The following is a 26,101-nucleotide window of genomic DNA, read 5'->3' on the forward strand; positions in this document are numbered from 1 at the left end:
TTGCTACTACACTATTTTGCCAATTGCCGGGAGAGAACACAAACGTCGGCGCATAACCCGGCCGGCATAATCGGTTAGCCCTTCAGCGTCTGCTCCAGCACGTGCAGCTCGTGGTTGCATTCGGCGTTCTTCTGGCGGTCCGCCGCGATCTTGCGCACCGCGTGCAGCACGGTCGTGTGGTCGCGGCCGCCGAACAGCTCGCCGATCTCCGGCAGGCTCTTCTGGGTCAGTTCCTTGGCCAGGTACATGGCGATCTGGCGCGGGCGGGCGATGTTCGCCGGGCGGCGCTTGGAGTACATGTCCGCCACCTTGATGTTGAAGAAGTCCGCGACCGTCTTCTGGATGTTCTCCACCGAGATCTGGCGGTTCTGCACCGACAGCAGGTCCTTCAGGGCTTCCTTCACCACGTCGATGGTGATGTCCTTGCCGTGGAAGCGCGAGTAGGCCAGGATCTTGCGCAGCGCGCCTTCCAGTTCGCGCACGTTCGAGCGCAGGTGCTTGGCCACGAAGAAGGCGACATCGTCCGACAGGGTCACGTTTTCGGACTGCGCTTTTTTCAGCAAAATCGCCACGCGCATTTCCAGCTCCGGCGGCTCGATCGCCACCGTCAGGCCGGAGTCGAAGCGCGAGATCAGGCGGTCGTCCATGCCGGTGATCTCTTTCGGATAGGTATCCGACGTGATGATGATCTGCTTCTTGGCGGCGATCAGGGCTTCGAAGGCATAGAAGAACTCTTCCTGCGTGCGGCTCTTGCCGCCGAAGAATTGAATATCGTCGATCAGGAGCATGTCGAGCGAATGGTAGTAATGCTTGAAGTCGTCGAAGCCCTTGCGCTGGTAGGCGGTGACGACGTCGCGCACGTACTGCTCGGCGTGGATGTAGCGGATGCGCGCGTTCGGGTTGTCGGCCATGACCTGGTTGCCGATCGCATGGATCAGGTGGGTCTTACCGAGGCCGACGCCGCCGTAGAAGAACAGCGGGTTGTACGAGATGCCCGGGTTGTTGGCGACCTGGATCGCTGCGGCGCGCGCCAGCTGGTTGGCCTTACCGGTGACGAAGCTGTCGAAGGTGAGGTCGGTGTTGATCCGGCTCTGCTCGCGCTTGGGCGAGTTGGCGATGTTCACGTTCCCCTGGGTCGGCGCTTCCGGCTGGCGCGGCGCATCGAAGTTGATCGCGCCGCCGTTGGCAGTGCCCGCGCCGGTCGATGCGGGGCCCGCCGGCTTCTTGGCCGGATTGTTCTTCGGGTCGAGCACGAACTGCACTTCCACCGGCGCTTCCCAGTACTGGCAGGCGAGCTCGGTGATGCGGGTGGCGAACTGGGTCTTGACCCAGTCGAGCTTGAACCGGTTCGGTGCGGCGATGCGCAGCTTGCCTTCCTCGTAATCGAGGACGACGAGCGATTTGATCCACGCACTGTATTGCTGCGGAGTCAGCTCGAGTTCCAGCTGCGCGGAACAGGTCTGCCAAAAATTTTCCATACTTCGCTAGTTGATACGTAACACGCTATTTTACCTGTCTCGGCCGAAGTTATCCACAGGTTGGGCCCACTATTTTCAACCGTCGCCGCGCTTTTTGCAGCACAGGGGAGCTCATCAGGAAACAACAGCATTCTTGACAGCTGGACCGAAAATCGAGTCTAATTCAGGGTTCCCCGTCCGTGCACCCTGTCAAGCTGATAAATCGGCGTGAAGCTGCGCTGGCGAAAATGAGTATCTGCTAAGGCGTGACGCTGGCTTAACCATCTGCGAACTGTCATTGGCGACGAATCCTGACACGACGTCAGACCCGATTTTGCACTTTCTTTTGCTTTAAGCGAGACCACCATGAAACGTACTTACCAACCTTCCGTCGTCCGTCGCAAGCGCACGCACGGCTTCCGCGCACGTATGGCTACCCGTGGTGGCCGTCAAGTCCTGAACGCACGCCGCGCCAAGGGCCGCAAGCGCCTGGCTGTCTAAGTTTCTTAGACCAGATCGACGCGGTCGGTATGACAGGCGAAGGTTCGCACGACTTCGCGCGCGTTCGGCGTATCGTTAAAACGGATGAGTTTTCATCCGTTTTTCGTTTGCGGCCGGCGCAAAAATCCGCGCATTTCGTGCTCTATACCCGACCCAATTCCCTGCCGCATGCGCGGCTGGGCGTCGTTGCGGCCAAGCGTTTCGCACCGCGCGCCGTCACCCGCAACACGATCAAGCGCGTCACGCGCGAGCTGTTCCGCACCAGCGAACTGCAGCCTTTCGACTGCATCGTGCGCCTGTCACGGCCGGTCAACAGCAAGGACGGGCCGGCCACCACGCGCGCCCTGAAGGCCGAGCTGCGCGCCGAGCTCACCCGCCTGTTCGCCTCGCAGCGCCCGCGCCGGGCCAGTACGCCCCCGCCATCGCCATGAAGACGCTGCTGGTCTGGTTCCTTCGCGGCTACCAGCTGCTGCTGTCCCCGCTGCTCGGGCAGAAATGCCGTTTTTATCCGACCTGCTCCAATTACGCGATCGAAGCGCTGCGCGTGCACGGCGCCGCCCGCGGCTCGCTGCTGGCCGCGCGCCGCGTGTGCCGCTGCCATCCGTGGAACCCGGGCGGGGTCGATTTCGTCCCTCCACCAGCCGCTCGCGGTTGTAAACACTCCTGACTAGACTCCAATGGAACTCAATAAACGTACCGTCTTGTGGATCGTGTTCGCCATTTCCCTGATTGTTCTCTGGAACAACTGGATGGTGGCCAACGGTAAACAGTCGCTGTTCTCGCCGGCCCCCCCTAGCGCCCAGGTGGCGCAGCAGCAGGCCAAGCCGAACGACGTGCCGGCCGCCGCCCAGGCAGGCGCCGCCGCCGTGCCCGGCGCCGCGCCTGCAGCACCGGCGACCCAGCGCATCACCATCGCCACCGACGTGGTGAAGGCCGACATCGACACCCTCGGCGGCGTCATCAAGCGCCTCGAGCTGCTGCACTTCGCCGACGAAATCGACAAGACCAAGAACAAGGTGCTGTTCAACGTGGGCGGCAACAACACCTACCTCGGCCAGACCGGCCTGGTCGGCTCGACCCCGGCCGGCGTCATGCCGAACCACGCGACGCCTTTCGTGGCCCGTCCGCTCACGCGCGGCGCCGACGGCACCGTGCAGCTGGTGCTGGATGCGGAGCAGGGCGGTGTGCGCCTGACCAAGACCTTCACCTTCCGCAAGGGCGACTACACCATCGGCATCCGTCACGATGTGACCAACCTGACCGCGGCACCGGTGCAGCCCTCGCTGTACCTCCAGCTCCAGCATGACGGCAACAAGCCGCCGACCGATTCGTTCTTCATGCCGAGCTACACCGGCCCGACCCTGTTCACCGACGAAGACAAGTACCAGAAGCTGACCTTCGAAGAAATCGAAGAGGGCAGCGCCCAGCACTCGAAGAAGGCCAACAACGGCTGGATCGCGATCTCGCAGCACTTCTTCGTGTCGGCCTTCATCCCGGCCGACAAGGCGCAGCGCGAGATCTTCACCAAGAAGATCGCGACCAACCTGTATGCCATCGGCACCGTGCAGCCGCTCGGCACGGTGGCGCCGGGCGCCACCGTGTCGAACGACACCCGCCTGTATTCGGGCCCGCAGGACGAGCAAACCCTGGAAACCATCGCCCCTGGCCTGGAACTGGTCAAGGACTACGGCATGCTGACCATCATCGCCAAGCCGATCTTCTGGGTGATGACCCACCTGCACTCGCTGCTGGGTAACTGGGGCTGGACCATCGTCGCCCTGACCGTCCTGATCAAGCTGGCCTTCTTCCCGCTGTCGGCGGCCGGCTACCGCAGCATGGCCAAGATGCGTGTGGTGACGCCGAAGATGCAGGCGATCCGCGAGCGCTACAAGAACGATCCGCAGAAGATGCAGCAGGCCACCATGGAGCTGTACAAGACCGAGAAGATCAACCCGCTGGGCGGCTGCCTGCCGATCCTGGTGCAGATGCCGGTGTTCTTCGCCCTGTACTGGGTGCTGCAGGCGTCGGTCGAAATGCGCGGCGCGCCGTGGATCCTGTGGATCGACGACCTGACCCAGCCCGACCCTTACTTCATCCTGCCGGTCGTCTACGCGGTGTCGATGTACATCACCACCAAGCTGAACCCGCAGCCGACCGACCCGGTGCAGGCGAAGATGATGCTGTTCATGCCGCTGGCGTTCTCGGTGGTGTTCTTCTTCTTCCCGTCGGGACTGGTGCTGTACTGGGTGGTCAACAACATCCTGTCGATCGCGCAGCAGTGGGTCATCACCAAGAAGTTCGAAGGCGGCACGGCGAAGTAAGCCTTCCCGCTTCCTCTGAAAGCCCGCGCATGTCGCGGGCTTTTTACTTACAATCCTCCCCATGAAACTCGACACCTCCCCCATCGCCGCCATCGCCACCGCCCCCGGCCGCGGCGGCATCGGCGTCGTGCGCGCCTCCGGCAAATCGCTGCCCGACCTGATCGACGCCCTGTTCCCCGGTGTGAAGCTCAGCCCCCGCCACGCCACCTACATCCCGTTCAGGGCCGCCAACGGCGACGTGATCGACGAGGGGCTGGCCCTGTACTTCAGGGGTCCGCATTCCTACACCGGCGAAGACGTGCTCGAACTGCAGGGCCACGGCGGCCCGGTCGTGCTGCAGATGCTGCTCGCGCGTGTGCTGGAGGCGGGTGCGCCGTTCGGCCTGCGCCTGGCCGAACCCGGCGAATTCACCCGCCGCGCCTTCTTGAACGACAAGCTCGACCTGGCCCAGGCCGAGGCGGTGGCCGACCTGATCGACGCCTCCACCGAAGCGGCGGCGAAGTCCGCCTCGCAGTCGCTGTCGGGGGCCTTCTCCCAGGTGGTGCACACGCTGGTCGACCAGACCACAAATTTGCGCATGCTGGTCGAGGCTACCCTCGACTTCCCGGAAGAGGAAATCGACTTCCTCGAAAAATCGAATGCGCGCGGCCAGCTGGCCGGCATCATCGAGGCGCTCGAGAACGTGTTCCGCCAGGCGGCGCAAGGCGCATTGCTGCGCGAAGGCCTGAACGTCGTGCTGGTGGGCCAGCCGAACGTCGGCAAGTCCTCGCTGCTGAACGCCCTGGCCGGCGCCGACGTCGCGATCGTCACGCCGATCGCCGGCACCACGCGCGACAAGGTCACCGAGACCATCCAGATCGAAGGCATCCCGCTCAACATCATCGACACCGCCGGCATCCGCACGATCGACGACATCGACGTGGTCGAGCGCATCGGCATCGAGCGCACCTGGGGCGAAGTCGGCAAGGCCGACGTGATCCTGCACCTGCTGGACGCCAACCTGGGGCCGAGCGCGGAGGACGAGAAGATCGCCGCCGCCTTCCCGCAGGGCGTGCCGGTGCTGCGCATCTGGAACAAGATCGACCTGTCCGGCCACAAGCCGTCGATGGACGAGTCGCCCGATGCGACCCACCTCTACCTGTCGGCCAACGAAAAGCTCGGCATCGACCTGCTGCGCACCGAGCTGCTGCGCATCGCCGGCTGGCAGCAGACCGGCGAATCGCTGTACCTGGCGCGCGAACGCCACCTGATCGCGCTGCGCGCCGCGCGCGAGCACCTGGAGCTGGCGCGCCAGCACGCGATGCAGGACGACCAGTCGCTCGACCTGTTCGCCGAGGAGCTGCGCCTGGCGCAGGACCAGCTGTCGAGCATTACCGGGCAGTTCACGCCGGACGATCTGCTGGGGGTGATTTTCAGCCGCTTCTGCATCGGCAAGTAGCAATCCCTACCGTCACGGCAGGATGCGTGCCGGCATGCTAGGCTAAACCCTACAGACTGGACAGGAGGGCAGGCAGGATGGCGATCACTCACGGTTTCAAGCGGCAGCGCCGGCTGGTACATGCAGGCGCGCTATTGGCCGCCTGCGTCCTGCTGTCCTCCTGCGCCAGCCTGAGCGGCCCGCGCAAGGTCGAGATCCCCCTGCACAAGCTGCAGGCCGGCCTGGAGCGCCGCTTCCCCCTCAGCCACCCCCTGATGGGCCTGTTCGATATCCGCCTGCAGCGCCCGATGCTGTCGCTCCAGCAGGAGCCCGGCCGGGTCGCGCTGGCGCTGGACGCCTCGGTATCGCCGCCCTTCGCGCGCGATACCTGGAGCGGCAGCCTGGCCTTCTCGGGCCGCCTCTACGTCGATCCCGGCCGCCCGGCCGTGATGATGGCCGAACCGCGCGTCGACCGCGTGACGATCGGCGCCAATCCCGAGGCCGAGCGCCAGATCGCACGCCTGGCCAGTTCCCTCATCGACACCGTCGTGCGCGACACGCCGGTCTACACCTTCAACCCGGGCGACCTGCGGTATGCCGGCGTTCAGTACATCCCGACGCGTATCGAAACCACACGTTCTGGTTTGCTGGTGACGCTGGAGCCGGCGAAATAGCCCGCAGTCGCTTTCGCGCCACGCACACGCGGAATGCGTACAAAAAAATTAGCAATGGGATATTATTTTTGCGTGTAGTGGCTGGCGCTGGCGAAATACAGTGCAGCTCCTTGGACAGGTGTTGTGCGCAGGTTGCATCGACAATCCCTACGGGCGGGTCGAGGATTGCAGAGCCAGTCCATTCGGCGCACACTGCGAAGTGGAATGGCACTGAACTGCCGTGGCGCGCATGCGCCACGGTCCGCGCTTGAGGTTTCTCATGGGCACGATATTCCGCTGAAGTAATCTTGGTTGGACTTCAGTTTGTCGTGTAGGGGGTGGATCTTGGAAACGACACAGGAAAGTTTTCCGGACAACGGGCTGGCAAGCGAGCCAGTGCTTGCCGCGGTAGTGAGCACCGGCATGCCGTCGCGAGCGAGCCTGCCTGCGAAAGGTTCTTGTTGGTATTGCGAGAAACCGCTCGACAGCGTGCGCCGTTTCTGCGGCAAGACCTGCGCCGATTCGTTCGACGAGGAAGCGGAATTTACACGCTAGACCGGGCGTCCAGCACGGACAGCGCCCCTTCGTAATCGTAGGCCCTCAGCGCCGCTTCCAGTTCCGCCATGCGCGCCGCACCCAGGCGGGTGCGCAGTCCGGCGCGCTTCTCCGCCATGAAATCCTGTGCACCGCTGTCGCCGAGGTCGAGCAGCATGCGCAGTTGCGCGAGATCGCTCTCGGCCAGTGCGGCCACTTCTTCCAGGGGGATGTTTGCTGCGGGCGCCGCGATCAGGCTGTCCGCCTGCGCGATCACCCGCGCCAGTTCCGCTTCCAGCCGGTCGAGCAGCCGGGGACCGGCCGGTGCGCCGGCGCGCAGCAGCTGTTCGACGTCCACCGCCAGCGCGCGCAGGCCGCGCGCTTCGATCATCGCTGCCGCGCCCTTGAGGGTATGGGCGATGCGGTGTGCCAGCGGGGTGTCGCCGGCGGCGACGGCGGCGCGCAGGCGCGCCACGTTGCCGGCGTAGTCGGAACGGAAACGGGCGAGGACGCGCAGGTACATCGCGCGGTCGCCCATCATCCGCTCGAGGCCGGCGGCGGGATCGAGCGCCGGCTCCGGATCTGGGCCGGCTGAGGCGGAAAGCGGGTTCACCGCGTCGTGAACGACCAGTCCCGGGTCACCGGGGCGCCGTTCACCGTGCCGGCGAAACTCACCTCATAGGTGGTGGCGGCCTTCAGCGGCGCCAGCGGGACGATCGCGATCGCGGTGCGCTGCGATGCGGTGGCCGACGAATTCACCACCTGCACCACCAGGTTGGCGCCGCCGCGCGGACGGATGGTGAAGGTCTGCATCGTCACCGGGGCGTCGATGTTCGCGTGCACGCTGACCGGGTAGCCCACATCGTTGATGCCCGCGACCGGATCCGGTTCCTCGGTGTCGCTCAGGAAGTTCGGCACCACGCCGGTCTGGCCGTTGAAGGGCCAGGTCACGACGGTGTTGGCGGCGATGCCCGGGCCGAAGCCGCCGCGGGTTGCGAAGTCGGCGGTGAAGTAGTGATACCGGTTCGAGGAATTGATGGCGGCGCCGGTGCCGAGCTCGCGGAACTTCGGCTCGAACATCACGAAGCGGTGATAGATCGCGGTGATCAGTTCTTCGGCCATGTAGAAGCCGGTGCCGTTGGTCGCGGCCGAGATCACTTCGCCATAGGCATAGCCGGTGGCCGGGATGGTATAGCCGGCCGCGTTCAGGCGGTCCTTCAGCGTGGCGCCGGTGAAGCCCTGCTTGCCCGCGACCTGGTCGTGGCTCATCAGGTTATTGGTGCGCAGGTACTCGGAGTGACCCAGCGCCGCGCGGTTGATCAGCACGTTCTCGGTCACCGTCGGCACGCCGGCCTGGGCGCGGCGGTAGTTGATCCAGTTGCGGCCATCGACGGCGATGTCGTTCGTCGCCGTCGGTGCGGAGGCATCCGGCACGGTGCTCGGGGTGCTGGCCGGTGGGACGACCGAGGCCGAGGACGCGGCGGCGCCGCCACTACTCGTGCTGTCGCCGCCACCGCCGCAGGCGGCCAGGGTAGACGCGGCCACCAGTGCGGCGATGAGGGAACGCCAGCGGGGCGTATAGCTCATGTTGCAACTCCTGTCAAGACTGTGAAACGAAGCGACATTCTAGAGCAAAAAAGAGGCAGATGCCGAGCCCGGTGTTGCGCGACGGCCGGCTTATTTCGCTCCCTGTAGAATATGGCATCGATCTTCTTGCCGAGCCTTCAATTGTCATCGACCAAACGCACCAGCCGCGAGCACCTTGCACGCGCCAAGTTCGCCCTGCCCAGCTTCGTGACGCTGTTGTCGATCGCCTGCGGCTTCGGCAGCATCGTGATCTCGGTGGACAACGCCCACGTCGGCGCGCCCGCCGATTACCGCCTGGCGGCGATCCTGCTGGTGCTGGCCGGCGTGTTCGATGCGCTCGATGGTTTTGTCGCGCGGCTCACCAAGACCCAGTCCAGCTTCGGCGTGCAGCTCGACTCGATCGCCGATGTGATGAACTTCGGCTGCGCGCCAGGCCTCCTGTTGTATTGCTACGGTTTCGCGCAGCAGAGTGCCGCCCACCCGACCCTGGTGCGCATGGGCGGCCTGGCCTGCTTCGTGTTCGTCGCCTGCGGCGCCTTGCGCCTGGCGCGTTTCAACGTCATGGTGGGCCGCACCGACCCGCGCTACTTCGTCGGCATGCCGATCACCGCCGGCGCGGCCTGCGTGGCCTCGGTGGTGGTGGCCTGGCCCGATCCGGCGACCACGATGGCGCAGTGTTTCGCGATCATGGCGCTGATGCTGGTGGTGGGGACGCTGATGGTGTCGACCATCCGCTTCCCGAGCTCGAAGCACCCGCGCGGCAAGGTGATGCTGGCGCTGCTGGCCGTGTGCGCGGTGCTGCTGGCCGTGCTGCAGACGCGCTTCTTCGTGCTGTTCTTCCTGGTCTACGTGTGCGCGACCCTGCTGCTGAATATCGCCTGGCGCACCGGCTGGCGCGGCATCGCGCCGCCCGTGGTATACGAAGACTGATCAGGCGAACTTATCGAGCATCGCCGCCAGGTGGGCGGCGCGTGCCTTGCCTTCCTCGAGATCGGCGGCCGTCGCCGTCTGGGTCTGGATCGCGCCCGCCAGCAGCTGCACGAAAGAGCGGTCGAGCGCCTTGCGCGCCGCCGCCATTTGCTGGGCCACGGCATCGACGTCCGACGGTCCGGCCGCCAGCGCGACCAGCTTCTGCACCCCGCGCAGCTGGCCCTCGATGCGCGCCAGCCGGTTCAGCAGGTCTTTCTTCTGCTGCGCGGTGAGGGCGCTGCCCTCGACGATCTTGAGCGGGGTGTCGGCCATGTGCTTGTCCTTCAGGCCACTTCGTGCCCGCGCGCGGCGCGCAGGATGCGGAACCAGTCGCCACGTTCGAGCTGGAAGCCGGCGCCCGCCACCGCTTCGCGGATCGCCGCGAAGCGTCCGGTGCCGGTGAGCGGGATCGGACGGCTCGGGAGCTGCATGATCCAGGCGAACAGCACGCTGGCGAAGGGCTTCTGCACGCGCTCGGCGATTTCCTGGACCACGGCGCGGACATTGGCGGCATGGGCATCGTTCGAGGTGAACAGGCGGCCGCCGCCCAGCGGCGACCAGATCATCGGGGCGATGCGCAGGTCCTGCATGCCGTCGAAGGTCTGGTCGAACATCGGCGTCGTGAACATCGGCGAGAACTCGACCTGGTTGGTGGACAGGGCCACGCGGTGGTTCAGGCATTCGAACTGGTGGCGCGTGAAGTTCGACACGCCCACGTGGCGCACCTTGCCGCTCTGCTGCAGGCGGGTGAAGGCGTCGGCGACCTCGTCGAAGTCCATCAGCGGGTCGGGGCGGTGGATCAGCAGCAGGTCGAGGTGGCTCGTCCCCAGCCGGCGCAGCGATTCCTCGGCGGAGGCGATGATGTGGGCGGCCGTGGTGTCGTAATGCTGGATGCCGTGCTGGGGACGCTTTTCGGAGATCAGCTTGATGCCGCACTTGCTCACCAGCTCGATGCGCTGGCGCAGCGAAGGCTGGGCGCGCAGGGCCTCGCCGAACAGGCCTTCGACGCCGTAGTCGCCGTAGATATCGGCATGGTCGAAGGAAGTGACGCCGAGCTCGACGCACTGCTCGATGAAGGCCACGCGCTCTCCGACCGACATGCCCCATTCGTTCATGCGCCACATGCCGGCCACGATGCGTGACAGTTCGGGGCCGCCCTCGCGCGTGGCGATGCGGGGGCAGTGCAGGTCGGCGGGGAGCGGGTAGGTCATCGGGGTGGGTCCGGTTGGGTCGATGGGACGATTATAGCGGTGCGGGGACAAACAAAAAGCCCGCCCGGCTTGCGCACGGGCGGGCTTCAGGAACGGTCAGGAGATCACTGCATCCAGAGACGCATCGAATCCCAGGCACGCCCGAAGATGCTCGCTTCCGGCACTTCGTCCAGCGTCACCAGCGGCAGCGCGACCATCGGCTTGCCGTCGACCAGGATCTTCAGCGTCCCGACCTGCGCATTGCGCGCCAGGGGCGCGACCAGCGGATCCTTGCGATCGATGGCCGCCTTCATCTTCGCGGCCACGCCCTTCGGCACGGTCACCAGCACGTCGCGGTTGAAGCCGATCTTCACGGTCGATTCCGAACCCTTCCACACCGGTACGGTCGATACCGCCTGGCCCTTCGAGTACAGCTTGACGGTGTCGAAGTTCTGGTAGCCCCAGTTCAGCAGCTTCTGGCTCTCCTGGGTGCGCACCGCATCCGAAGCGGTGCCCAGCACCACCGAGATCAGGCGGCGCTGGCCGGCGTTGCCGTTCGGGCGGCGCGCCGAGGCGATCATGCTGTAGCCCGAGGAATCGGTGTGGCCGGTCTTCATGCCGTCCACGGTCGGGTCCAGCCACAGCAGGCGGTTGCGGTTCTGCTGGGTGATCTTGTTGTAGGTGAACTGCTTGATCGAGTCGATCTTGTAGAACTGAGGGAAGTCGCGGATCACGCTGGCCGCCATGATCGACAGGTCGCTCGCGGTCGAGTAGTTGTTCGCGTCCGGCAGGCCGTGCGGGTTGGCCCAGCGCGTGTTCTTCATGCCCAGGCGCTGCGCTTCGCGGTTCATCAGGGTGACGAAGGTGCCTTCGTCGCCGGCCACGGCTTCCGCCAGCGCCACCGCCGCGTCGTTACCCGACTGGATCATCAGGCCGTGCAGCAGGTCGTTGACCGAGACCGGGACCTTGGGATCGATGAACATCTTCGAGCTGCTGGCGTCGACCTTCCAGGCGCGGGTCGAGACGTTGACCATGGTGTCCAGCGTCAGGCGCTTGTCGCGCAGCGCGGCGAAGGTCACGTAGGCCGTCATGACCTTGGTCAGCGAAGCCGGTTCGATACGGGCGTGCGGGTCTTGGGCCGCGATGACCTGGCCGCTGGTCGCGTCGAGCAGGAGCCAGGACTTGGCGGCAACGGTCGGCGCGGGGACGGTCTGTGCGCTGGCCGAAGCCATCAGCAGGCTGGCGGCCACGGCCGCTAACAGTTTTTTCATGGGAGTCGCTCTGTAAAAAATGCCAATGCGGAAGTGCGCAAGGCAATACCGTCAGGTATTGCCTCAAGAGAAGAGCCTAATTATTGCACAGCGACGGGGTCAAATGTCACGCCGCCACATTTCTACGACAAGATTTTTGATGTGGCCGAGCTTGCGGTGGAAGAAGTGGTCGGCGCCCGGGATCACGGTTACCGGGATGTCGAGCGGGCGCGCCCAGTCGAACACTTCCTGCAGCGTGATCGTATCGTCAAGTTCGCCGTGGATCAGGATGGTATCAAGCGGGACCGGCGGCATCGGCCACTTGCCGGCCGCGGTGCCGACCAGCACCAGGCGCTCGGCCGGACGGCCCTCGGCCATCAGGCGCTGCTGGAACTGGGCCTGCACGAAGGTGCCGAAGGAGAACCCGGACAGCGCCACCGGCAAGCCCGGGTACTGCTGCGTCATGTGCCTGTACATGATGTCCATGTCGTCCACCTCGCCGCGGCCGTCGTCGTGCACGCCTTCCGACTCGCCCACGCCGCGGAAGTTGAAGCGCGCGGTGGCGTAGCCGAGGGTGACGAAGGTGCGCGCCAGGGTCTGGGCCACCTTGTTCTCCATGGTGCCGCCGTACAGCGGGTGCGGGTGCGCGACCAGCGCGATGCCGCGCGGTTCGCCTTCCGGCAGGTCGAGGATGCACTGCATCTTGCCGGCGTGGCCGTCGAGGGTAAACTTGTGCGAATACTTGTTCATTACTTATAAAGGCTTGATCAGATTTTCAGGCGTTCCACGACCTTGCCGCCCACCAGGTGGGTGTCGATAATGTCGTCGATGTCGGAGGTGTCCACGTAGGTGTACCAGGTGCCTTCCGGGTAGACCACGAGTACCGGGCCTTCCTCGCAGCGGTCGAGGCAGCCGGACTGGTTGATGCGCACCTTGCCCTGGCCGCTCAGGCCGAGTTCCTTGATGCGCTTCTTGGCGTGCTTCTGGGCCTTCTCGGCGCCGCACTTGCCGCAGCTCTGGCGCGCATCCTTGCCGTCGCGCTCGTTCATGCAGAAGAAGACGTGGTGCTGGTAGAAGGATGGTTCGTCGCTCATGTCGGTCTCGTCAAAGAAGGTTGCAGCCGCAATGATACGGCAAATGCCTAGGGAGCCAGGTCCGGCGGGACGGGGCGCGGCTCCTGGCGGTTCAGCTGGTGCGAAGGCAGCAGCAGGAACCACAGCGCGAGGAAGGGCCACATCAGCGACAGGAACTGGGCCGCCCCATTGAAGTTCAGGAACTTGCCCTGTACCCAGCCCTGCAGGGTGGACACGAAATAGGGATTCACCGGCACCGTATTGACCACGATGAGGCTGAACACCAGGGTCACCACCGCCAGCCGGCGCTGCGCCACCTGGGGCGCGAACACCAGGCCGGCCAGCATGATCATGCCGATGATGAAGCCGCCTTCCGCGCCCGGCGTCACCCAGACGAAGGCGTTATCCGGGCGGAACAGCAGCGAGCTGGCCAGCGCCTTGACCAGCAATGCCGCGGCCAGGAAGATCACCATCAGCAGGAAGCGCGGGGCGCTGCGGCGCACCAGGCACATGAGGGTGAGCACGGCGCCGGTCATGCCACAGGCCGTGATGATGGTCTCGGACAGCCAGTACTGCTCCACCGTCATCGGCGCGCCGGGACGCAGCATGCTCACCAGGTCGATCTCGCTGTCGAACCAGCGCGACAGCCAGCCGGAGACGATGGGCAGCACCTGGCCGTGGCCGAACAGATAGCTTTGCGGATAGATCTGCGCCAGCGGCCACAGGGCCACCAGCACCAGGCCCTGGCTGGCATAGGGCGCGAACCAGCGCCGCCGCAGCTGGAACAGGCGGCTGCGGTCGAGCAGGCCGGGCGCCCACCAGGCCCCGAGCAGGGCGCCCAGCAGGCAGCCGCCGGCATTGGTGATGAGGTCGAGGTTGGAGGGCACGCGGCTGGGCAGGAAGTTCTGCACCGCTTCCATCGTGACCGTGACCAGGATGCCGCCGAGCGCCGCCAGCAGCACCGCCCAGATGCCGCGCAGGCGCGGATACACCGACAGCACCAGCAGCACGCCGAGCGGCACGTAGCCGAACACGTTGACGCCGACGTCGAAGCCGGTCCAGTAGCGCTGCTTGGCCAGGTTGAGGAAGGTGAACAGCGGCAGGCCGCTGTCGCGCCAGCCCGTGAACGGATACCAGCTGGCGTAGATGATGAGCAGCAGGTAGGCCAGCAGCGCCGCCCGTGCGATCGGCGAGCCGCGTCCTTCGCGCGGGCGTTCGCGCTGGTCGACAGCGACGGTGGCCTTGGTCATCGCTTGCGGGTGTCGACCGTCGCCAGCCAGGCCAGGATGTCGGCCGCCACCGCGTCGGTGCTGGTGGCCAGGGCGCGCGCCCCGCCCGGCGCATCGGCGCTCGGGGCCGGCGTGATCCGGGTGAAGCTGCGCTGGTCGAGCAGGCGATGGTCGCTGAACAGCGAGGCGCGCAGGGTGATCTGGCCGTCGCTCTGGCTCACGCCGCTGAAGCCGTGGACGAAGTCGTCCACCTCGATGCGCAGCAGCGGCACGCCGGTGGAGGCGTCGGTGGCCGACAGCACCTTCATGCCCGACTGCGCCAGGCGCGCCTTGACGCGCTGGGTGAGCATCTGCAGCGGATTGCTGGCCCAGCGGCTGTTGGCATAGGTGCGGGCCTGCAGCGCATCGGCGTAGTTCAGGCGGTAGTACATGCGCTCGTTCTCGAGGGCCGCCGGGCCGGTGGCGTCCATGACGACCAGCGCGGGGATGGCCGCAGGCGCGGTCGCCTGCTGGCTGTTCGGAGCAGCAGGACCGAAGTCGTAGGTCGTGCTTTCCTGGGCCTTGTTGCTGGCGCAGCCGGCCAGCAGGACGGCGGAGGCCGCGAGGGCGAGCAGGGAGCGGGTCGGAAAACGAAGCAAATAAGCGGTCACGTTGGTCCTCATTTGGTCGGTGGCACGAAGCCCGGTTCGCCCGGTCCCGGCTGGGCGCCCGGGGCGCCGAACAGGATGCTCTGCGGACGGTCGGACAGCGAGGTGGCGGTGCGCTTCACGGCGCGCAGCGCGCCGCGCGCCTCGTCGGTCATTTGCACGACGTGCGGCAGGGTTTCGAGTTCGAGTTCGCTGGTGGCCGACTGCAGCGAGCCCACCGCGCCGTTCAGGCGCTCGAGCGGGCCGTCCGGAGCCTGCAGGCGGGTGGCGAGCTGGCTGTAGTTGTTGGCGGTGGCGCTGATGTTGCCGGCCGCCGCGTCGAAGGACGTCAGGCTGCGTTCGAGTTTCGCGGTGAGCGCCGGCATGCGCTCGATGGTCGGTTCCAGCTTTTGCGGAATGGCGGCATAGGCGTCGGCCGCCTTGCCGATGCTATCAAAAGCGCCGATGATGGTCTTCTGGTTTTCCGGGCCGAGCATCTTGTCCAGGCTCTCGGAGATCTGCTCGGTCTTTTCGAGGATGGCCAGGCCGCGCTTTTCCAGCTGGTCGAGCAGGCCCGGGCGCAGCGGGATGCGCGCCGGCCGCTCCTCGCTGGCCGCCAGGCGCGGCGAGCCGGTGCGGTCGTCGTCGAGCTGGATGAAGGCGATGCCGGTCACGCCCTGGTAGCCGAGCGAGGCGAAGGTGGTGGTGGTGATCGGCGAATCCTTCTCGACCGACAGGCGGATCAGGATCTGGCCGGTGACGCGCGGGTCGAACACGATCTCGTCCACGCGGCCCACTTCCAGGCCGCGGTAGCGCACGGTCGCTTGCGGGTTGAGGCCCGGGATCGACTGCGTGGTGACGATCTCGTAGGGCAGCAGCTCGGTGCGGTCGCGGTTGAACCACATCCCGGCCAGCACCGCCGCAACCACCAGGGCGATCGTGAAGACGCCCGTCATCAGGGCATACGACCTGTTTTCCATACTCAGTCCTCCGAATCGTTCTGGGCCTGGCGCTCTTCGAGCACTTCCAGCGCCCGCTGGCCGCGCGGGCCCAGGAAAAAGTGTTTGATGAAGGGATGCTCGACCCGCAGCACGTCGCAGGCCGGCCCGACCGCCAGCACGTGCTTTTCCGCCAGCACGGCGATGCGCGAGGACAGCGCGAACAGCGTGTCGAGGTCGTGGGTGACCATCACCACGGTGAGCTTCAGCTCACTGTGCAGGGTCTGGATCAGCGCCACGAAGGCATCCGAGAGGTCGGGGTCGAGCCCCGCGGTCGGTTCGTCCAGGAACAATAGTTGGGGTTCGAGCGCCAGGGCGCGCGCCAGCGCAGCGCGCTTGACCATCCCGCCCGACAGGTCGGACGGCATTTTGTTGGCGTGCTCGGGGCCGAGGCCGACCATGTCCATCTTGAGCAGCACGGCGTCGCGGATCACGTCCTCGGGCAGCGCGCGCAGCTCGCGCATGGGGAAGGCGATGTTGTCGAACACGCTCAGGGCCGAGTACAGCGCGCCCTGCTGGAACAGCATGCCCCAATGGTTGCGCATGTGCTGCAGCTGTTCCGGGTCGGCCTGGGTGATGTCCTCGCCGAACACCTTGACGCAGCCTTGCGAGGGATGCTCCAGGCCCAGCATCTGGCGCAGCAGGACGGTCTTGCCGGTGCCGGAGCCGCCGACGATGGTGAGGATCTCGCCGGCGTAGATGTCGAGGTTCAGGTCCTGGTGCACCACGGTGCGGCCGAAACGCGTCCACAGGTTGCGGATCTCGACCACCGGCGGCCCGACGTCTTCCTCGGGGCGCTTGTTCAGGCGTTGCGGCAGGCGCGGCTTGTTCGAGGGGGTAGTAGAATCGGCCATCAGAACCCCACGTCGTTGAAGATGATGGCGAACACCGCGTCCGCCAGGATGACCACGGTGATCGCGGTGACCACCGCGGTGGTGGTGCCGCGGCCCAGGCTTTCGGTGTTCGGCTGGATGCGCAGGCCGAAGTGGCAGGAAACCAGCGCGATCAGCATGCCGAACACGCAGCCCTTGAGCAGGCCGATCGTGTAGTTCACCACCGGCACCGCATCCGGCAGCTTCTGGATGAAGTAGCGGAACGCCAGGCCCAGCTCGATCTTGGCCGAGACCATGCCGCCGATCAGGGCCATCGCATCGGTCCAGACCACCAGCAGCGGCATCGAGATCGCCAGGGCGATCACCTTGGGCATGATCAGGCGCTGGCCGTGCGAGATGCCCATCACCAGCATGGCGTCGAGTTCTTCGGTCACCCGCATCACGCCCAGCTGCGCGGTGATGGACGAACCGGAGCGGCCGGCCACCAGGATCGCCGCCAGCAGCGGGCCGAGTTCGCGGATCACGGACATGCCCAGGATATTGACGATGTAGATGTCGCCGCCGAACATGCGCAGCTGCTGGGACGACAGGAAGGACAGCACCACCCCGATCAGGAAGCCGACCATGGCCGTGATGCCGAGCGCCTGGAAGCCGGAATGGTAGATGTTGGCCGAGATTTCGCGCCAGGGCCCGGCCTGCGGACGGCGGAGGAAGCGCCCGAAGTCCAGCACTAGCTGGCCGATCAGGCCGACGAAGCCGCGCAGGTGTTCAAAAAAGGACAGGACGCCGCCGCCCAGGACGATCAGCCAGTTCAGCGGGCTGACGCGGTGGCGCGGCAGCTTGATGGCGCTGGCCTTCTCGATGCGGCCGAACAGTTCTTCGTGCTGCGGGTCGAGCGTGAGGCGCTCGGGGCGCTGCTTGCCCCAGGCGTTCCAGAACATCTGGGCGCCGACGTGGTCGAGGCGCTCGATGTTCGACAGGTCCCATTCGAGGGTGTGCTTGTGCTTGAGTGCGGCCAGGGTGCGGGTGATCGCCTTGAGCACGCCGCGCCGGCCCAGCGTATGCACCTGCCAGACGCCGCTGGCCACGACAGATTGGGTCGCGCCGCCGCCCGAAGCCTTGTCTGGATGCTGGATGCTTAATATTGGCGCGTTTTCAATCTGCATTGCGCCAGTGTAAAAGAGAATCGTTATCGCTGCTACACGGTTACCGTGTCAGGCAGCAAGATGGCGCACCTGGCGCTGCGGCGCGGCAGCCACCGGCGTGTGCGCCGTGGCGGTGTCGACCTTGCCTGCATAGTCGCTGGCCAGCAGCGCCGCCGCTTCCTCGCGCGCCATGCCGCGCAGCTGCAGCCATTCCTGCACCAGCTTCGCCAGCTTCTCGAGCGCGATGCGGTGGGTGGCATCGGTCCTGGTGTAGATCCAGCTTGAAAAAGCCATGAAGTTGTCGAAGGGGGCGTCCGCCAGCAATACGCGCGTGGTATTGGCGAAGCGGCCCGAATTGGCGACCAGGTCCCAGTAGCGGGCGAAACGCACCAGGCGCTGCATGGCCGGGAAGTCGATGAGGCTGGTCGCCAGCACGGTATAGGGCGGGTAGGGATCGTAGACCATGCCGAAGGGCTCGGTGTGGCGGATGATCGGGGTGCCGCGCAGGCGCTTGAGGATGCCGAACTGGATTTCCTGGGCGCCCAGCCCGACCAGCTGGTCGAAGCCGCGCGCGAAGCTGGCCACGTCCTCGCCCGGCAGGCCGGCGATCAGGTCGACGTGCAGGTGGGTGCTCGAGTGTTCGGTCAGCCAGCGGATGTTGTCGGCGGCCTTGGCATTGTCCTGGCGCCGGCTCACCAGGGCCTGCACCTCGGGGTTGAAGCTCTGGATGCCGATCTCGAACTGCAGGGCGCCGGGCGGGAACTTGGCGATGCTGTCCTTGAGGGCATCCGGCAGGTGGTCGGGAACCAGCTCGAAGTGGGCGTAGACCGGGTCGTCCGGGTTCGCTTCCAGTTTGTCGAGGAAGAACTGCATGATGCGCAGGCTGGTCTTGACGTTCAGGTTGAAGGTGCGGTCGACGAATTTGAACAGGCGCGCGCCGCGTGCATACAGCGACTCCATCTCGGCCAGGAAGGCATCGAGCGGGAAGGGCCAGGCGGTCTTGTCCAGCGAAGACAGGCAGAACTCGCACTTGAAGGGGCAGCCGCGCGAGGCTTCCACGTACAGGGTGCGGTGGGCGATGTCCTCGTCACTATATAAAGCGTAGGGCAGGGCGATCTCCGCCATCGGCGGCTGCACGCCGGCGTGCACCTTCATCAGCGGCTTGGGGCCGTTCAGGATCTCGCCGCACAGCTTGGGAAACGTCACGTCGCCCCAGCCGGTCACCACGTAATCGGCCAGCCGCACGATTTCCTGCTCGCCGGTCTCGTGCGAGACCTCGGGGCCGCCCAGGACCACGGTCACCTGCGGCGCCACGCGCTTGAGCATGGCCACCAGCCGGGTGGTCTCCTCGACGTTCCAGATATAGACGCCCAGGCCGACGATGCGCGGTGCGTGCGCCAGGATGCGCTCGACCAGGTCGCTGGTCTTGGCGCCGATGACGAATTCGTGGATGCGCGTCTGCGCCTGCAGCGGGCCCATGTTGGCCAGCAGATAACGGAGTCCCAGGGAAGCGTGGGTGTAGCGCGCGTTGAGCGTGGAAAGCAGGATGGTCATCCCGCGCATTGTACCGAATGCGCGGGCGCCGAATGCAGGGAAGCGAGTGCTTCCCTGGCGATACTTCAGCTTATTTCTTGACGGTACGGGTACCGACCACTTCGATGGTCACGCGGCGGTTCTTGGCGCGGCCTTCGGCGGTGGCGTTGTCGGCGACCGGCTGGGTCTCGCCCTTGCCTTCGGTGTACAGACGGGCCGGATCCAGGCCTTTCGACACCATGTAGGCCTTGACGGCTTCGGCGCGGCGCAGTGACAGCTTGTCGTTGTAGGCATTGGTGCCGACCGAGTCGGTGTGGCCGACGGCGATCATGACTTCGGTGTTCAGGCCTTCCAGTTTCGACATGAACTCATCGAGTGCCGCCTTGCCTTCCGGCTTGACGATCGCCTTGTCGAAGTCGAACAGGGCTTCCGCTGCGATCGAGACCTTTTCCGAGGTCGGAACCGGTTCCGGCGCCGGCTGGACCGGAGCGGCGACCGGTGCCGGTGCAGGTACCGGCGCCACTTCGACCGGTGCCGGGGCGACGTAGGCGGCCTTGGCCGGGCGGCCGAACTTGTAGACCAGGCTCAGGGACGCCATGTCGACGTCGCCACGGTTCTGCACGGCATCTTTCACGCGGAAGCGTTCGACTTCGGCGCGCAGTGCCAGCGCTTCGGTGAACTTGTACTCGGCGCCCACGCCGAATTTCGCAGCGCGGCGCCCGCCTTCCGGATTCGGCGTGATGACGGCATTCAGCACATTGCCGGTGTAATGGTTGTGCGACTTCGCATACTGCCAGCCGGCGCGGCCCAGCAGCGAGAAGCGCTCGGTCAGCGGCAGTTGGCCGACCAGGTCCAGGTTCCAGCCGCGGAACTCGCGTTCGCCGCGCAGCACGCGGTTGGCGGTGGTGCCGGCTTCGAAGGTGAATTCGCCCAGGTTGAAGTAGCCGCCTTCGACTGCGAAGTAGCGGTTGAACTGTTTGCCGACGAAGAACTTGTAGCCCTTGTCGCGGTTGTCCGCGGTATAGGAAGTCAGGGGCAGGCCGGCCTGGGACATGCGGCGTGCGAGGTCGTTGTCATAGATCTTGGCGCGCGTACGGCCGATGCCCGCGCCCATGTACCAGGCGCTGTTGGCCCAGTCGGGGTTCACGAAGCTGCTGCCGGTGGCGGTTGGCTGCTGGGCGACGGTGTCTTGCGGCGCTGCGTGGGCGCTCATCATGGTTGCGCAGGCCAGGGCGATCAGTGCGGCAAGTTTGCTGGAAGTTTTCATTTTTTTAGGTTCGATATGCGATGACAGGGTTAAAGACTTGGGTGAATTGCTGAGCGAAGTATTACCTTTCGGAATCTTCCGTTCTGTTCGTTATCGCGCATAAGAGAAATATTCGCAAATTAACAACAATAGCGTCCTCTCTCCTATGCTCATCAATTCATGCCTTGCGCATATCGTGCGCGCGATGCTCAGGGTTAAAGTGACGCGTTATACAACTGTTAACTCTTGCCATCGCCGCAGAAAGGTTCTCATGCAAGCCCGGACCAGCGCATTCCAGCTTCCCCTCAGGCTTCTGATCACAACGACGATCGCCCTGGCGCTGGGCGCCTGCGGCCGCGGCCAGGAGGCCGGGCTGTCGGCGACGATGTCGAAGGCCGCCGCCAATAAAGAGGCGGTTGCCCGTATCAAGGTCGATGTCGCCCGCACCACCCATGGGGTGCCGCATGTGCGGGCCACGGATTTCCGCAGCCTCGGCTACGGGCTGGCCTATGCCTATGCCCAGGACAATGTCTGCATGTTTGCCGATTCGCTGCTGACCGTGCGCGGCGAGCGCTCGCTGTACTTCGGCGCCGAGGCGCGTCCGCGCCAGCGCAGCGGCGACGAATACGGCGGCGGCAGCGGCTTCATGGACCTGAAGAACGAAGACAGCGATTTCTTCTTCAAGGGCTATCTCGACCTCGACCGCCTGCGCGCCGACTATGCCGCCGGCCCGGCGGAGCCGCGCCAGCTGCTCGAAGGTTTCGTCGATGGCTATAACCGTTACCTGAAAGACTATGCCGGCAAGCTGCCCGCCGCCTGCGCCGGCGCCAAGTGGGTCAAGCCCATGAGCTTCGACGACATGGCCCTGGTGGTCGCCGAAAAGGCGCTGCATGCTTCCGGCCAGGTCTTCGCCGCCGATTTCGTCGCCGCGGGCCGCGTGCCCGGCGCGACCGTGAGCCTGGCCAAGGCATCGCCGCGCAGGCTCGATACCCGCAGCCTGGTGGCCCAGCTCGAGCAGCTCAAGCGCCAGGGCATCGGCAGCAATGCGCTTGCGGTCGGCAAGGATGCGTCCAGCAACGGCCGCGGCCTCCTGTTCGGCAACCCGCACTTCCCATGGACCACCACCGACCGCTTCTACCAGGCGCACCTGACGGTCCCCGGTCGTTACGACGCGATGGGGGTGATCATCGGCGGCGTGCCGGCGGTCGTCATCGGCTTCAACCGCGACGTGGCCTGGAGCCACACCGTGACCACCGCCTACCACTTCACGACCTTCCGCCTGGCGCTGGACGCCGGCGACCCGACCGGCACCACCTACCTGTTCGATGGCGAGCGGCGCAAGATGACGTCCAGGACGGTCACCGTCGACGCCTTGCAGCCGGACGGTTCGGTAAGCCGGCGCAGCAAGGCCTTCTATTTCAGCCACCAGGGCGCCGTCATCGTCCGTCCCGAAGCCGGCATGACCTGGAGTTCAGCCGCCGCCTTCGTCCTGGCCGACCCGAACCGCAACAACACCCGCATGCTGGAACAATGGCTGGGCATCGGCAGGGCCGGTAACGTGCGCGAACTGAAGGACTCGCTCGACAAGGTGGTGGGCCTGCCCTGGGTGAACACGATTGCGGCCGACCGCGACGGCAATACCTTGTATGCGGATGCCAGCGTGGTGCCGCATATGAATACGGACAAGTTCATCAACGGCTGCCTGCTGCTGGAAGCCGCCCTGATGTTCGACGGTTCGCGCAGCAGCTGCGCCTGGGGCCAGGATGCGGGTGCGCCAAGCGGCATCTACTCGCCGAAGAACGCGCCCTGGATGATGCGCACCGATTATGTCGGCAATTCCAACGACAGCTATTGGCTGACCAATCCGAAGCAACTCTTGACCGGCCCCGCGCCGTTCGGCTACTCGCCGCTGTATGGCAGCGCCGGTATCGAACAGAGCCTGCGTACCCGTCTCGGCTTCCGCCAGCTCGAGGAGATGCTGGCGCAAAAGCGCAAGCTGGGCCTGGGCGACATGCAGGTGCTGGCGTTCTCGAACCGCGTCCATGCGGCCGAACTGGTGCTGCCCGAGTTGTTGACCGCCTGCGCCGCCTTGAGCAATGAGCTGTCTCACCGTGCCTGCAACACCCTGCATGCCTGGGACCGCCGCGCCGACGTCGGCAGCCGTGGCGCAGTCCTGTTCCGCGAATTCTGGAGCATCGCCTCCCGGATCCCGAACAAGTGGACCACGCCCTTCGATCCGGCCAATCCGGTCCATACCCCGCATGGCGTGGCGCCGGCGGCGATGCCGGCCATGCTGGTGGCCTTGCGTACTGCGGCCGGGAAGCTGGAGTCACTCGGCGTGCCGCTCGACGGCCGGCTCGGCGACTACCAGGTAGAGCCGCGCAAGGGCGTGCGCATTCCTCTGCATGGCGGGAATGGCGACGAGGAAGGTACTTATAGTTCACTGACGATGGCCACGCCGCTGACCCCGGCCGGCTACCAGGGCGTGTACTGGGGCCAGAGCTATATCCAGACCGTCGGCTTCGATGAGCGGGGTCCGGTGGCCCAGGCGATGCTGACCTACGGCCAGTCGACCGATCCCACCTCGCCCTGGTATGCCGACCAGACCCAGGTGTACTCGCGCAAGGGATGGCCGGTGCTGCCGTTCACGCCGGACCGCATCAAGGCTGACCCGCACTATACGAGCATGACGCTGCGGGAGTAGGCGGCGGGAAGGCTGCATCAATACGGCGCCGCAGGCGCCGTATTTTTTTGGCTATCCGGATTAGTTTGTGGAAAGCCATGGTTTGTCGTAAACTCTAGTTCCGGATTAATTTGTGGAAAAGGAGTCTCTATGAACCAATTACCAGCACTGCGCGCAGAAGCAGTTCGCCTTCCTGATGAGCCGGAAGAGTCGTTCTACCGTCGCGTCGTCTACAACAATGGCTGGAACGCGTGCCGTGAGGCTATGCTGGCCTCCGCGCCAGCCGCTGCCAATGGGAATCGGTGCACGCCTATCCCGCTGGGCATTTCGAACTACGTGGACGCTGACGGTAATCGATGCAGTAGCTACAGGCCGACCACTAAAGTAAAGTCCTGGCAGGAGCGCCGTCTCGAGGGGAGCTCGACCGAGCGCGCTATGCTGGACCATATAGCTGACCTGCAGACAGCACTGGAAGAAGCCGAGGCAAATGCGCGACAAAGTGGCGGTGCCCGGAGCAACAGTAACTCAGCACTCCAATAGGTCAACTTGGGCATGAGTCAGCACAATCGGACCCCTTTAACCGTTGTTCCTACGTCGCTTGCTGAAGCCAATGCCTTCGTGGCCAGACTCCATCGCCACCACAGGCCAGTTGTTGGGCACAAGTTCAGCATTGCCGTTGCCGAGGGAGAGACGGTTAGAGGCGTTGCGATAGTAGGCCGCCCTGTATCGCGCATCCTCGACAACGGGTGGACGCTCGAGGTTAACCGGTGTTGCACCGATGGGGCCCGCAACGCCTGCTCGCTCCTTTATGGAGCAGCTTGGCGAGCAGTGCGCGCCATGGGCTTCCGTCGTCTAATCACATACACCATACCAACGGAGGGCGGGGCTAGTCTCCGTGGTGCCGGATGGAAACTTGTGGGAGAATGCGGCGGCGGGAATTGGAACGTCCCAAGTCGCCCGCGCATCGACACTGACAAGGACTTGCGGGGGACGAAACTGCTTTGGGAAGCTGAATGACCGACATCCTCGACCTGCCGAACTGGCGATACATCGACAAGCGACAGGACGACCTCGGCACCGAACTTCATGTGGAGTACACCATCGACCCCGACTTCTGCTTGAAGTGCGGGGTTGTCGGCAACCTGTACAAGCACGGCACCACGGAAACCACGTACCTTGATTGCCCCATGTGGGGCCGCCCGGCCCGGTTGCTGGTCAAGGTCCGGCGCTACAGGTGCCGGGACCCATACTGCGGCGCCACCTTCCTGCAGCCTCTGGCCGGCATTGACGCCGCTCGACGAATGACCGAGCGCGCCTTGGCATACATACAGCAGCAGTCAATGCGCGATACCTTCCAGCGGGTCTCCGAGCACCTTGGCTGCGATGAGAAGACGGTCCGCAACGTGGCCAACGAGTACATCGATGTCAAGCACGACGACTACAAGCCTTACCTGCCCGTATGGATTGGGCTGGACGAGACGCACCTGAACAAGATTATGCGAGGCGTCATTACTGACGTCGGCACCCATAAGCCCATCGACATGCTCGCCGACCGCGATAAGCCACTACTACGGAAGTGGTTCGGGCAGTTCAAGGACCGCAGCCATGTGATGGGCCTTACTATCGACATGTGGCCGCCGTACCGCGACGTCGTCGGTGAACTGTTCCCGCACCTACCCGTGGTGGTCGACAAGTTCCACCTCGTCAAGAAGGCTAATGAGGCCGCAGAGACAGTCAGGAAGCGGCTCGGCAAGGCGCAGGGCCAGAAGGTCAACCTGGCATGGAAGCGTAGCAAGTCCCTCATCCGGATGCGGTATCGCGACCTGAACGACAAGCAGCGCTTCAATCTGGACATGTGGCTCGACAACGAACCGGAGATGGCCCAAGCGTACTGGCTCAAGGAGCGACTCTTCAACATCTACGACAAGCCCAAGGACGAGGCTATCCAGGATTACGACAGCTTTGCGGTCGCGGTGCCAGCCAGCCTGAAGTCAGACTTCCACCACTTGACCAGGCCGATGAAAAACTGGCGCAAGGAGATTCTGAACTACTTCGACTACCCCATCACCAATGCCTACACCGAAGCCGTGAACGGGGTTGCGAAGGTGATAAGCCGGATGGGGCGCGGCTACTCGTACGAGGTTATCAGGGCCAAGGTCCTGTTCAGCGACAGGAAGCCGTCAGCTCGCCAGCTGCGCGCCCAGCGTGCCGCGGTGAAGGACGTCCTGTACCGTTGTGCCAACTGCCACGGGCTCTTTCTGGCTGCGGAGATGGATGCTGACGAGGCCGTCCTGGCTGCCGCTCGCGCCTTCACGGACAACGTCCCGAGCACGGAGGGCGCTGTTCTTACTTGTATCGAGTGCGAGACCCTTTTCCACATGGAAGAGACTACGCACTGTTTCTCTCTTCCAACAGATTAATCCGGAGAGCCATTTTTTTGGCGAATCCGACGCACAATTCAAAAAATGGGTGTTGACGACACTCATCAGATCGCGCATAATCTCATTCCTCTGCTGCTGACGAACACAACGCTTCGCAGCGATAGCAAGAGACAGAACAACGGTTCTTTAACAATTAACAGTCGATAAGTGTGGGCGTTTGATGAAGGTGCCAGTGGCTTCGGTCGCTGATTACTTAAATTATCAAATGTTCACAAAAGTATTAACGTTGCTCAGCAATGAGCGACGGTCAGTATCTTGAGTGAGCGACCCGCTAGCAATAGCGGTGACACGAAAGTGTCAACAAACAGAGATTGAACTGAAGAGTTTGATCCTGGCTCAGATTGAACGCTGGCGGCATGCTTTACACATGCAAGTCGAACGGCAGCGCGGGGCAACCTGGCGGCGAGTGGCGAAC

At 64.7% G+C, this 26,101-nt stretch carries 25 protein-coding genes, 1 rRNA gene and 1 pseudogene; 12 read left to right on the forward strand and 15 right to left on the reverse strand.

Annotation, left to right across the window (positions count from 1 at the left end):
• Positions 1–74: 74 nt before the first annotated feature.
• On the reverse strand, positions 75–1,478 hold the full coding sequence (dnaA, locus tag AC56LK_RS21055; RefSeq protein WP_497186429.1) for a chromosomal replication initiator protein DnaA: 1,404 nt from the start codon (positions 1,476–1,478) through the stop codon (positions 75–77).
• Between the two features lie 345 nt (positions 1,479–1,823).
• On the opposite strand from dnaA, the gene rpmH reads away from it, so the two are divergent.
• The 7 genes from rpmH to AC56LK_RS21090 all read left to right on the forward strand — a co-directional run bounded on the left by rpmH (position 1,824) and on the right by AC56LK_RS21090 (position 6,904).
• Positions 1,824–1,958, forward strand: a complete 135-nt coding sequence (gene rpmH / locus AC56LK_RS21060; RefSeq protein WP_040378179.1) for a 50S ribosomal protein L34 — start codon at positions 1,824–1,826, stop codon at positions 1,956–1,958.
• Between the two features lie 29 nt (positions 1,959–1,987).
• Positions 1,988–2,389: a ribonuclease P protein component gene (gene rnpA, locus AC56LK_RS21065; protein WP_497186430.1), complete on the forward strand. Its 402-nt coding sequence runs from the start codon at positions 1,988–1,990 to the stop codon at positions 2,387–2,389.
• On the forward strand, positions 2,386–2,625 hold the full coding sequence (gene yidD, locus AC56LK_RS21070; protein ID WP_436103888.1) for a membrane protein insertion efficiency factor YidD: 240 nt from the start codon (positions 2,386–2,388) through the stop codon (positions 2,623–2,625). Before rnpA ends, yidD begins: the two co-directional genes overlap by 4 nt.
• Before the next feature lie 10 nt (positions 2,626–2,635).
• Entirely contained in the window at positions 2,636–4,279 is a 1,644-nt protein-coding gene (gene yidC, locus AC56LK_RS21075; protein ID WP_497186431.1) for a membrane protein insertase YidC, read from the forward strand.
• 61 nt (positions 4,280–4,340) lie between these two features.
• Positions 4,341–5,717, forward strand: coding sequence for a tRNA uridine-5-carboxymethylaminomethyl(34) synthesis GTPase MnmE (gene mnmE / locus AC56LK_RS21080; RefSeq protein ID WP_497186432.1), 1,377 nt, complete (start codon positions 4,341–4,343; stop codon positions 5,715–5,717).
• 77 nt (positions 5,718–5,794) lie between these two features.
• On the forward strand, positions 5,795–6,370 hold the full coding sequence (locus tag AC56LK_RS21085; RefSeq protein WP_497186433.1) for a DUF1439 domain-containing protein: 576 nt from the start codon (positions 5,795–5,797) through the stop codon (positions 6,368–6,370).
• 324 nt (positions 6,371–6,694) lie between these two features.
• Positions 6,695–6,904 carry a hypothetical protein gene (locus tag AC56LK_RS21090; RefSeq protein ID WP_497186434.1) on the forward strand — a complete coding sequence of 70 codons (210 nt, stop codon included), beginning with the start codon at positions 6,695–6,697 and terminating at the stop codon, positions 6,902–6,904.
• On the opposite strand, the gene AC56LK_RS21095 is transcribed toward AC56LK_RS21090, so the two are convergent.
• On the reverse strand, positions 6,894–7,496 hold the full coding sequence (locus AC56LK_RS21095) for an Hpt domain-containing protein (protein WP_497186435.1): 603 nt from the start codon (positions 7,494–7,496) through the stop codon (positions 6,894–6,896). The two genes, AC56LK_RS21090 and AC56LK_RS21095, sit on opposite strands and share 11 nt — an antisense overlap.
• Complete coding sequence (locus AC56LK_RS21100) at positions 7,493–8,470, reverse strand: CAP domain-containing protein (protein ID WP_497186436.1); 978 nt, start codon at positions 8,468–8,470, stop codon at positions 7,493–7,495. Before AC56LK_RS21100 ends, AC56LK_RS21095 begins: the two co-directional genes overlap by 4 nt.
• A gap of 141 nt (positions 8,471–8,611) precedes the next feature.
• Between AC56LK_RS21100 and pssA the strand changes: the two genes are divergently transcribed.
• Positions 8,612–9,400 carry a CDP-diacylglycerol--serine O-phosphatidyltransferase gene (gene pssA / locus AC56LK_RS21105; protein WP_497186437.1) on the forward strand — a complete coding sequence of 263 codons (789 nt, stop codon included), beginning with the start codon at positions 8,612–8,614 and terminating at the stop codon, positions 9,398–9,400.
• Here pssA and AC56LK_RS21110 read toward each other — a convergent pair whose 3' ends face one another.
• The 12 genes from AC56LK_RS21110 to AC56LK_RS21165 all read right to left on the reverse strand — a co-directional run bounded on the left by AC56LK_RS21110 (position 9,401) and on the right by AC56LK_RS21165 (position 20,583).
• On the reverse strand, positions 9,401–9,712 hold the full coding sequence (locus AC56LK_RS21110) for a metal-sensitive transcriptional regulator (protein ID WP_436103895.1): 312 nt from the start codon (positions 9,710–9,712) through the stop codon (positions 9,401–9,403).
• Positions 9,713–9,723: 11 nt separating this feature from the next.
• Positions 9,724–10,650 carry an aldo/keto reductase gene (locus AC56LK_RS21115; RefSeq protein ID WP_497186438.1) on the reverse strand — a complete coding sequence of 309 codons (927 nt, stop codon included), beginning with the start codon at positions 10,648–10,650 and terminating at the stop codon, positions 9,724–9,726.
• Positions 10,651–10,754: 104 nt separating this feature from the next.
• Positions 10,755–11,900 (reverse strand): D-alanyl-D-alanine carboxypeptidase family protein, encoded by a 1,146-nt coding sequence (locus AC56LK_RS21120; protein ID WP_497186439.1) that lies wholly within the window; start codon positions 11,898–11,900, stop codon positions 10,755–10,757.
• 99 nt (positions 11,901–11,999) lie between these two features.
• Positions 12,000–12,629: an alpha/beta hydrolase gene (locus AC56LK_RS21125; RefSeq protein ID WP_497186440.1), complete on the reverse strand. Its 630-nt coding sequence runs from the start codon at positions 12,627–12,629 to the stop codon at positions 12,000–12,002.
• Positions 12,630–12,646: 17 nt separating this feature from the next.
• Entirely contained in the window at positions 12,647–12,973 is a 327-nt protein-coding gene (locus tag AC56LK_RS21130) for a (2Fe-2S) ferredoxin domain-containing protein (RefSeq protein ID WP_497186441.1), read from the reverse strand.
• A gap of 47 nt (positions 12,974–13,020) precedes the next feature.
• Complete coding sequence (locus tag AC56LK_RS21135; protein ID WP_497186442.1) at positions 13,021–14,202, reverse strand: VanZ family protein; 1,182 nt, start codon at positions 14,200–14,202, stop codon at positions 13,021–13,023.
• Positions 14,199–14,831: an ABC-type transport auxiliary lipoprotein family protein gene (locus AC56LK_RS21140; RefSeq protein WP_497186443.1), complete on the reverse strand. Its 633-nt coding sequence runs from the start codon at positions 14,829–14,831 to the stop codon at positions 14,199–14,201. The genes AC56LK_RS21135 and AC56LK_RS21140 overlap by 4 nt, the downstream gene beginning before the upstream one ends.
• An 8-nt stretch (positions 14,832–14,839) precedes the next feature.
• Positions 14,840–15,787: an MlaD family protein gene (locus tag AC56LK_RS21145; protein WP_497186444.1), complete on the reverse strand. Its 948-nt coding sequence runs from the start codon at positions 15,785–15,787 to the stop codon at positions 14,840–14,842.
• 2 nt (positions 15,788–15,789) lie between these two features.
• A complete protein-coding gene (locus AC56LK_RS21150; RefSeq protein ID WP_497186445.1) occupies positions 15,790–16,659 on the reverse strand; it encodes an ABC transporter ATP-binding protein in 870 nt (289 codons plus the stop codon).
• On the reverse strand, positions 16,659–17,804 hold the full coding sequence (locus AC56LK_RS21155; protein ID WP_497186446.1) for an MlaE family ABC transporter permease: 1,146 nt from the start codon (positions 17,802–17,804) through the stop codon (positions 16,659–16,661). The genes AC56LK_RS21150 and AC56LK_RS21155 overlap by 1 nt, the downstream gene beginning before the upstream one ends.
• A gap of 48 nt (positions 17,805–17,852) precedes the next feature.
• Positions 17,853–19,337, reverse strand: coding sequence for a B12-binding domain-containing radical SAM protein (locus AC56LK_RS21160; RefSeq protein ID WP_497186447.1), 1,485 nt, complete (start codon positions 19,335–19,337; stop codon positions 17,853–17,855).
• Positions 19,338–19,407: 70 nt separating this feature from the next.
• Entirely contained in the window at positions 19,408–20,583 is a 1,176-nt protein-coding gene (locus tag AC56LK_RS21165; RefSeq protein WP_497186448.1) for an OmpA family protein, read from the reverse strand.
• A gap of 250 nt (positions 20,584–20,833) precedes the next feature.
• Between AC56LK_RS21165 and AC56LK_RS21170 the strand changes: the two genes are divergently transcribed.
• From AC56LK_RS21170 to AC56LK_RS21185, 4 genes and pseudogenes are all read left to right on the forward strand, one after another.
• Complete coding sequence (locus AC56LK_RS21170) at positions 20,834–23,266, forward strand: penicillin acylase family protein (protein ID WP_497186449.1); 2,433 nt, start codon at positions 20,834–20,836, stop codon at positions 23,264–23,266.
• 531 nt (positions 23,267–23,797) lie between these two features.
• Positions 23,798–24,262, forward strand: a complete 465-nt coding sequence (locus AC56LK_RS21175; RefSeq protein WP_497186450.1) for an XF1762 family protein — start codon at positions 23,798–23,800, stop codon at positions 24,260–24,262.
• A pseudogene (locus AC56LK_RS21180) lies at positions 24,259–25,665 on the forward strand (ISL3 family transposase). The gene AC56LK_RS21175 and the pseudogene AC56LK_RS21180 overlap by 4 nt, the downstream one beginning before the upstream one ends.
• Positions 25,666–25,999: 334 nt before the next feature.
• Positions 26,000–26,101, forward strand: a 16S ribosomal RNA gene (locus tag AC56LK_RS21185); the annotation flags it as partial.

Source organism: Telluria sp. ZB4P36 (assembly GCF_059685865.1).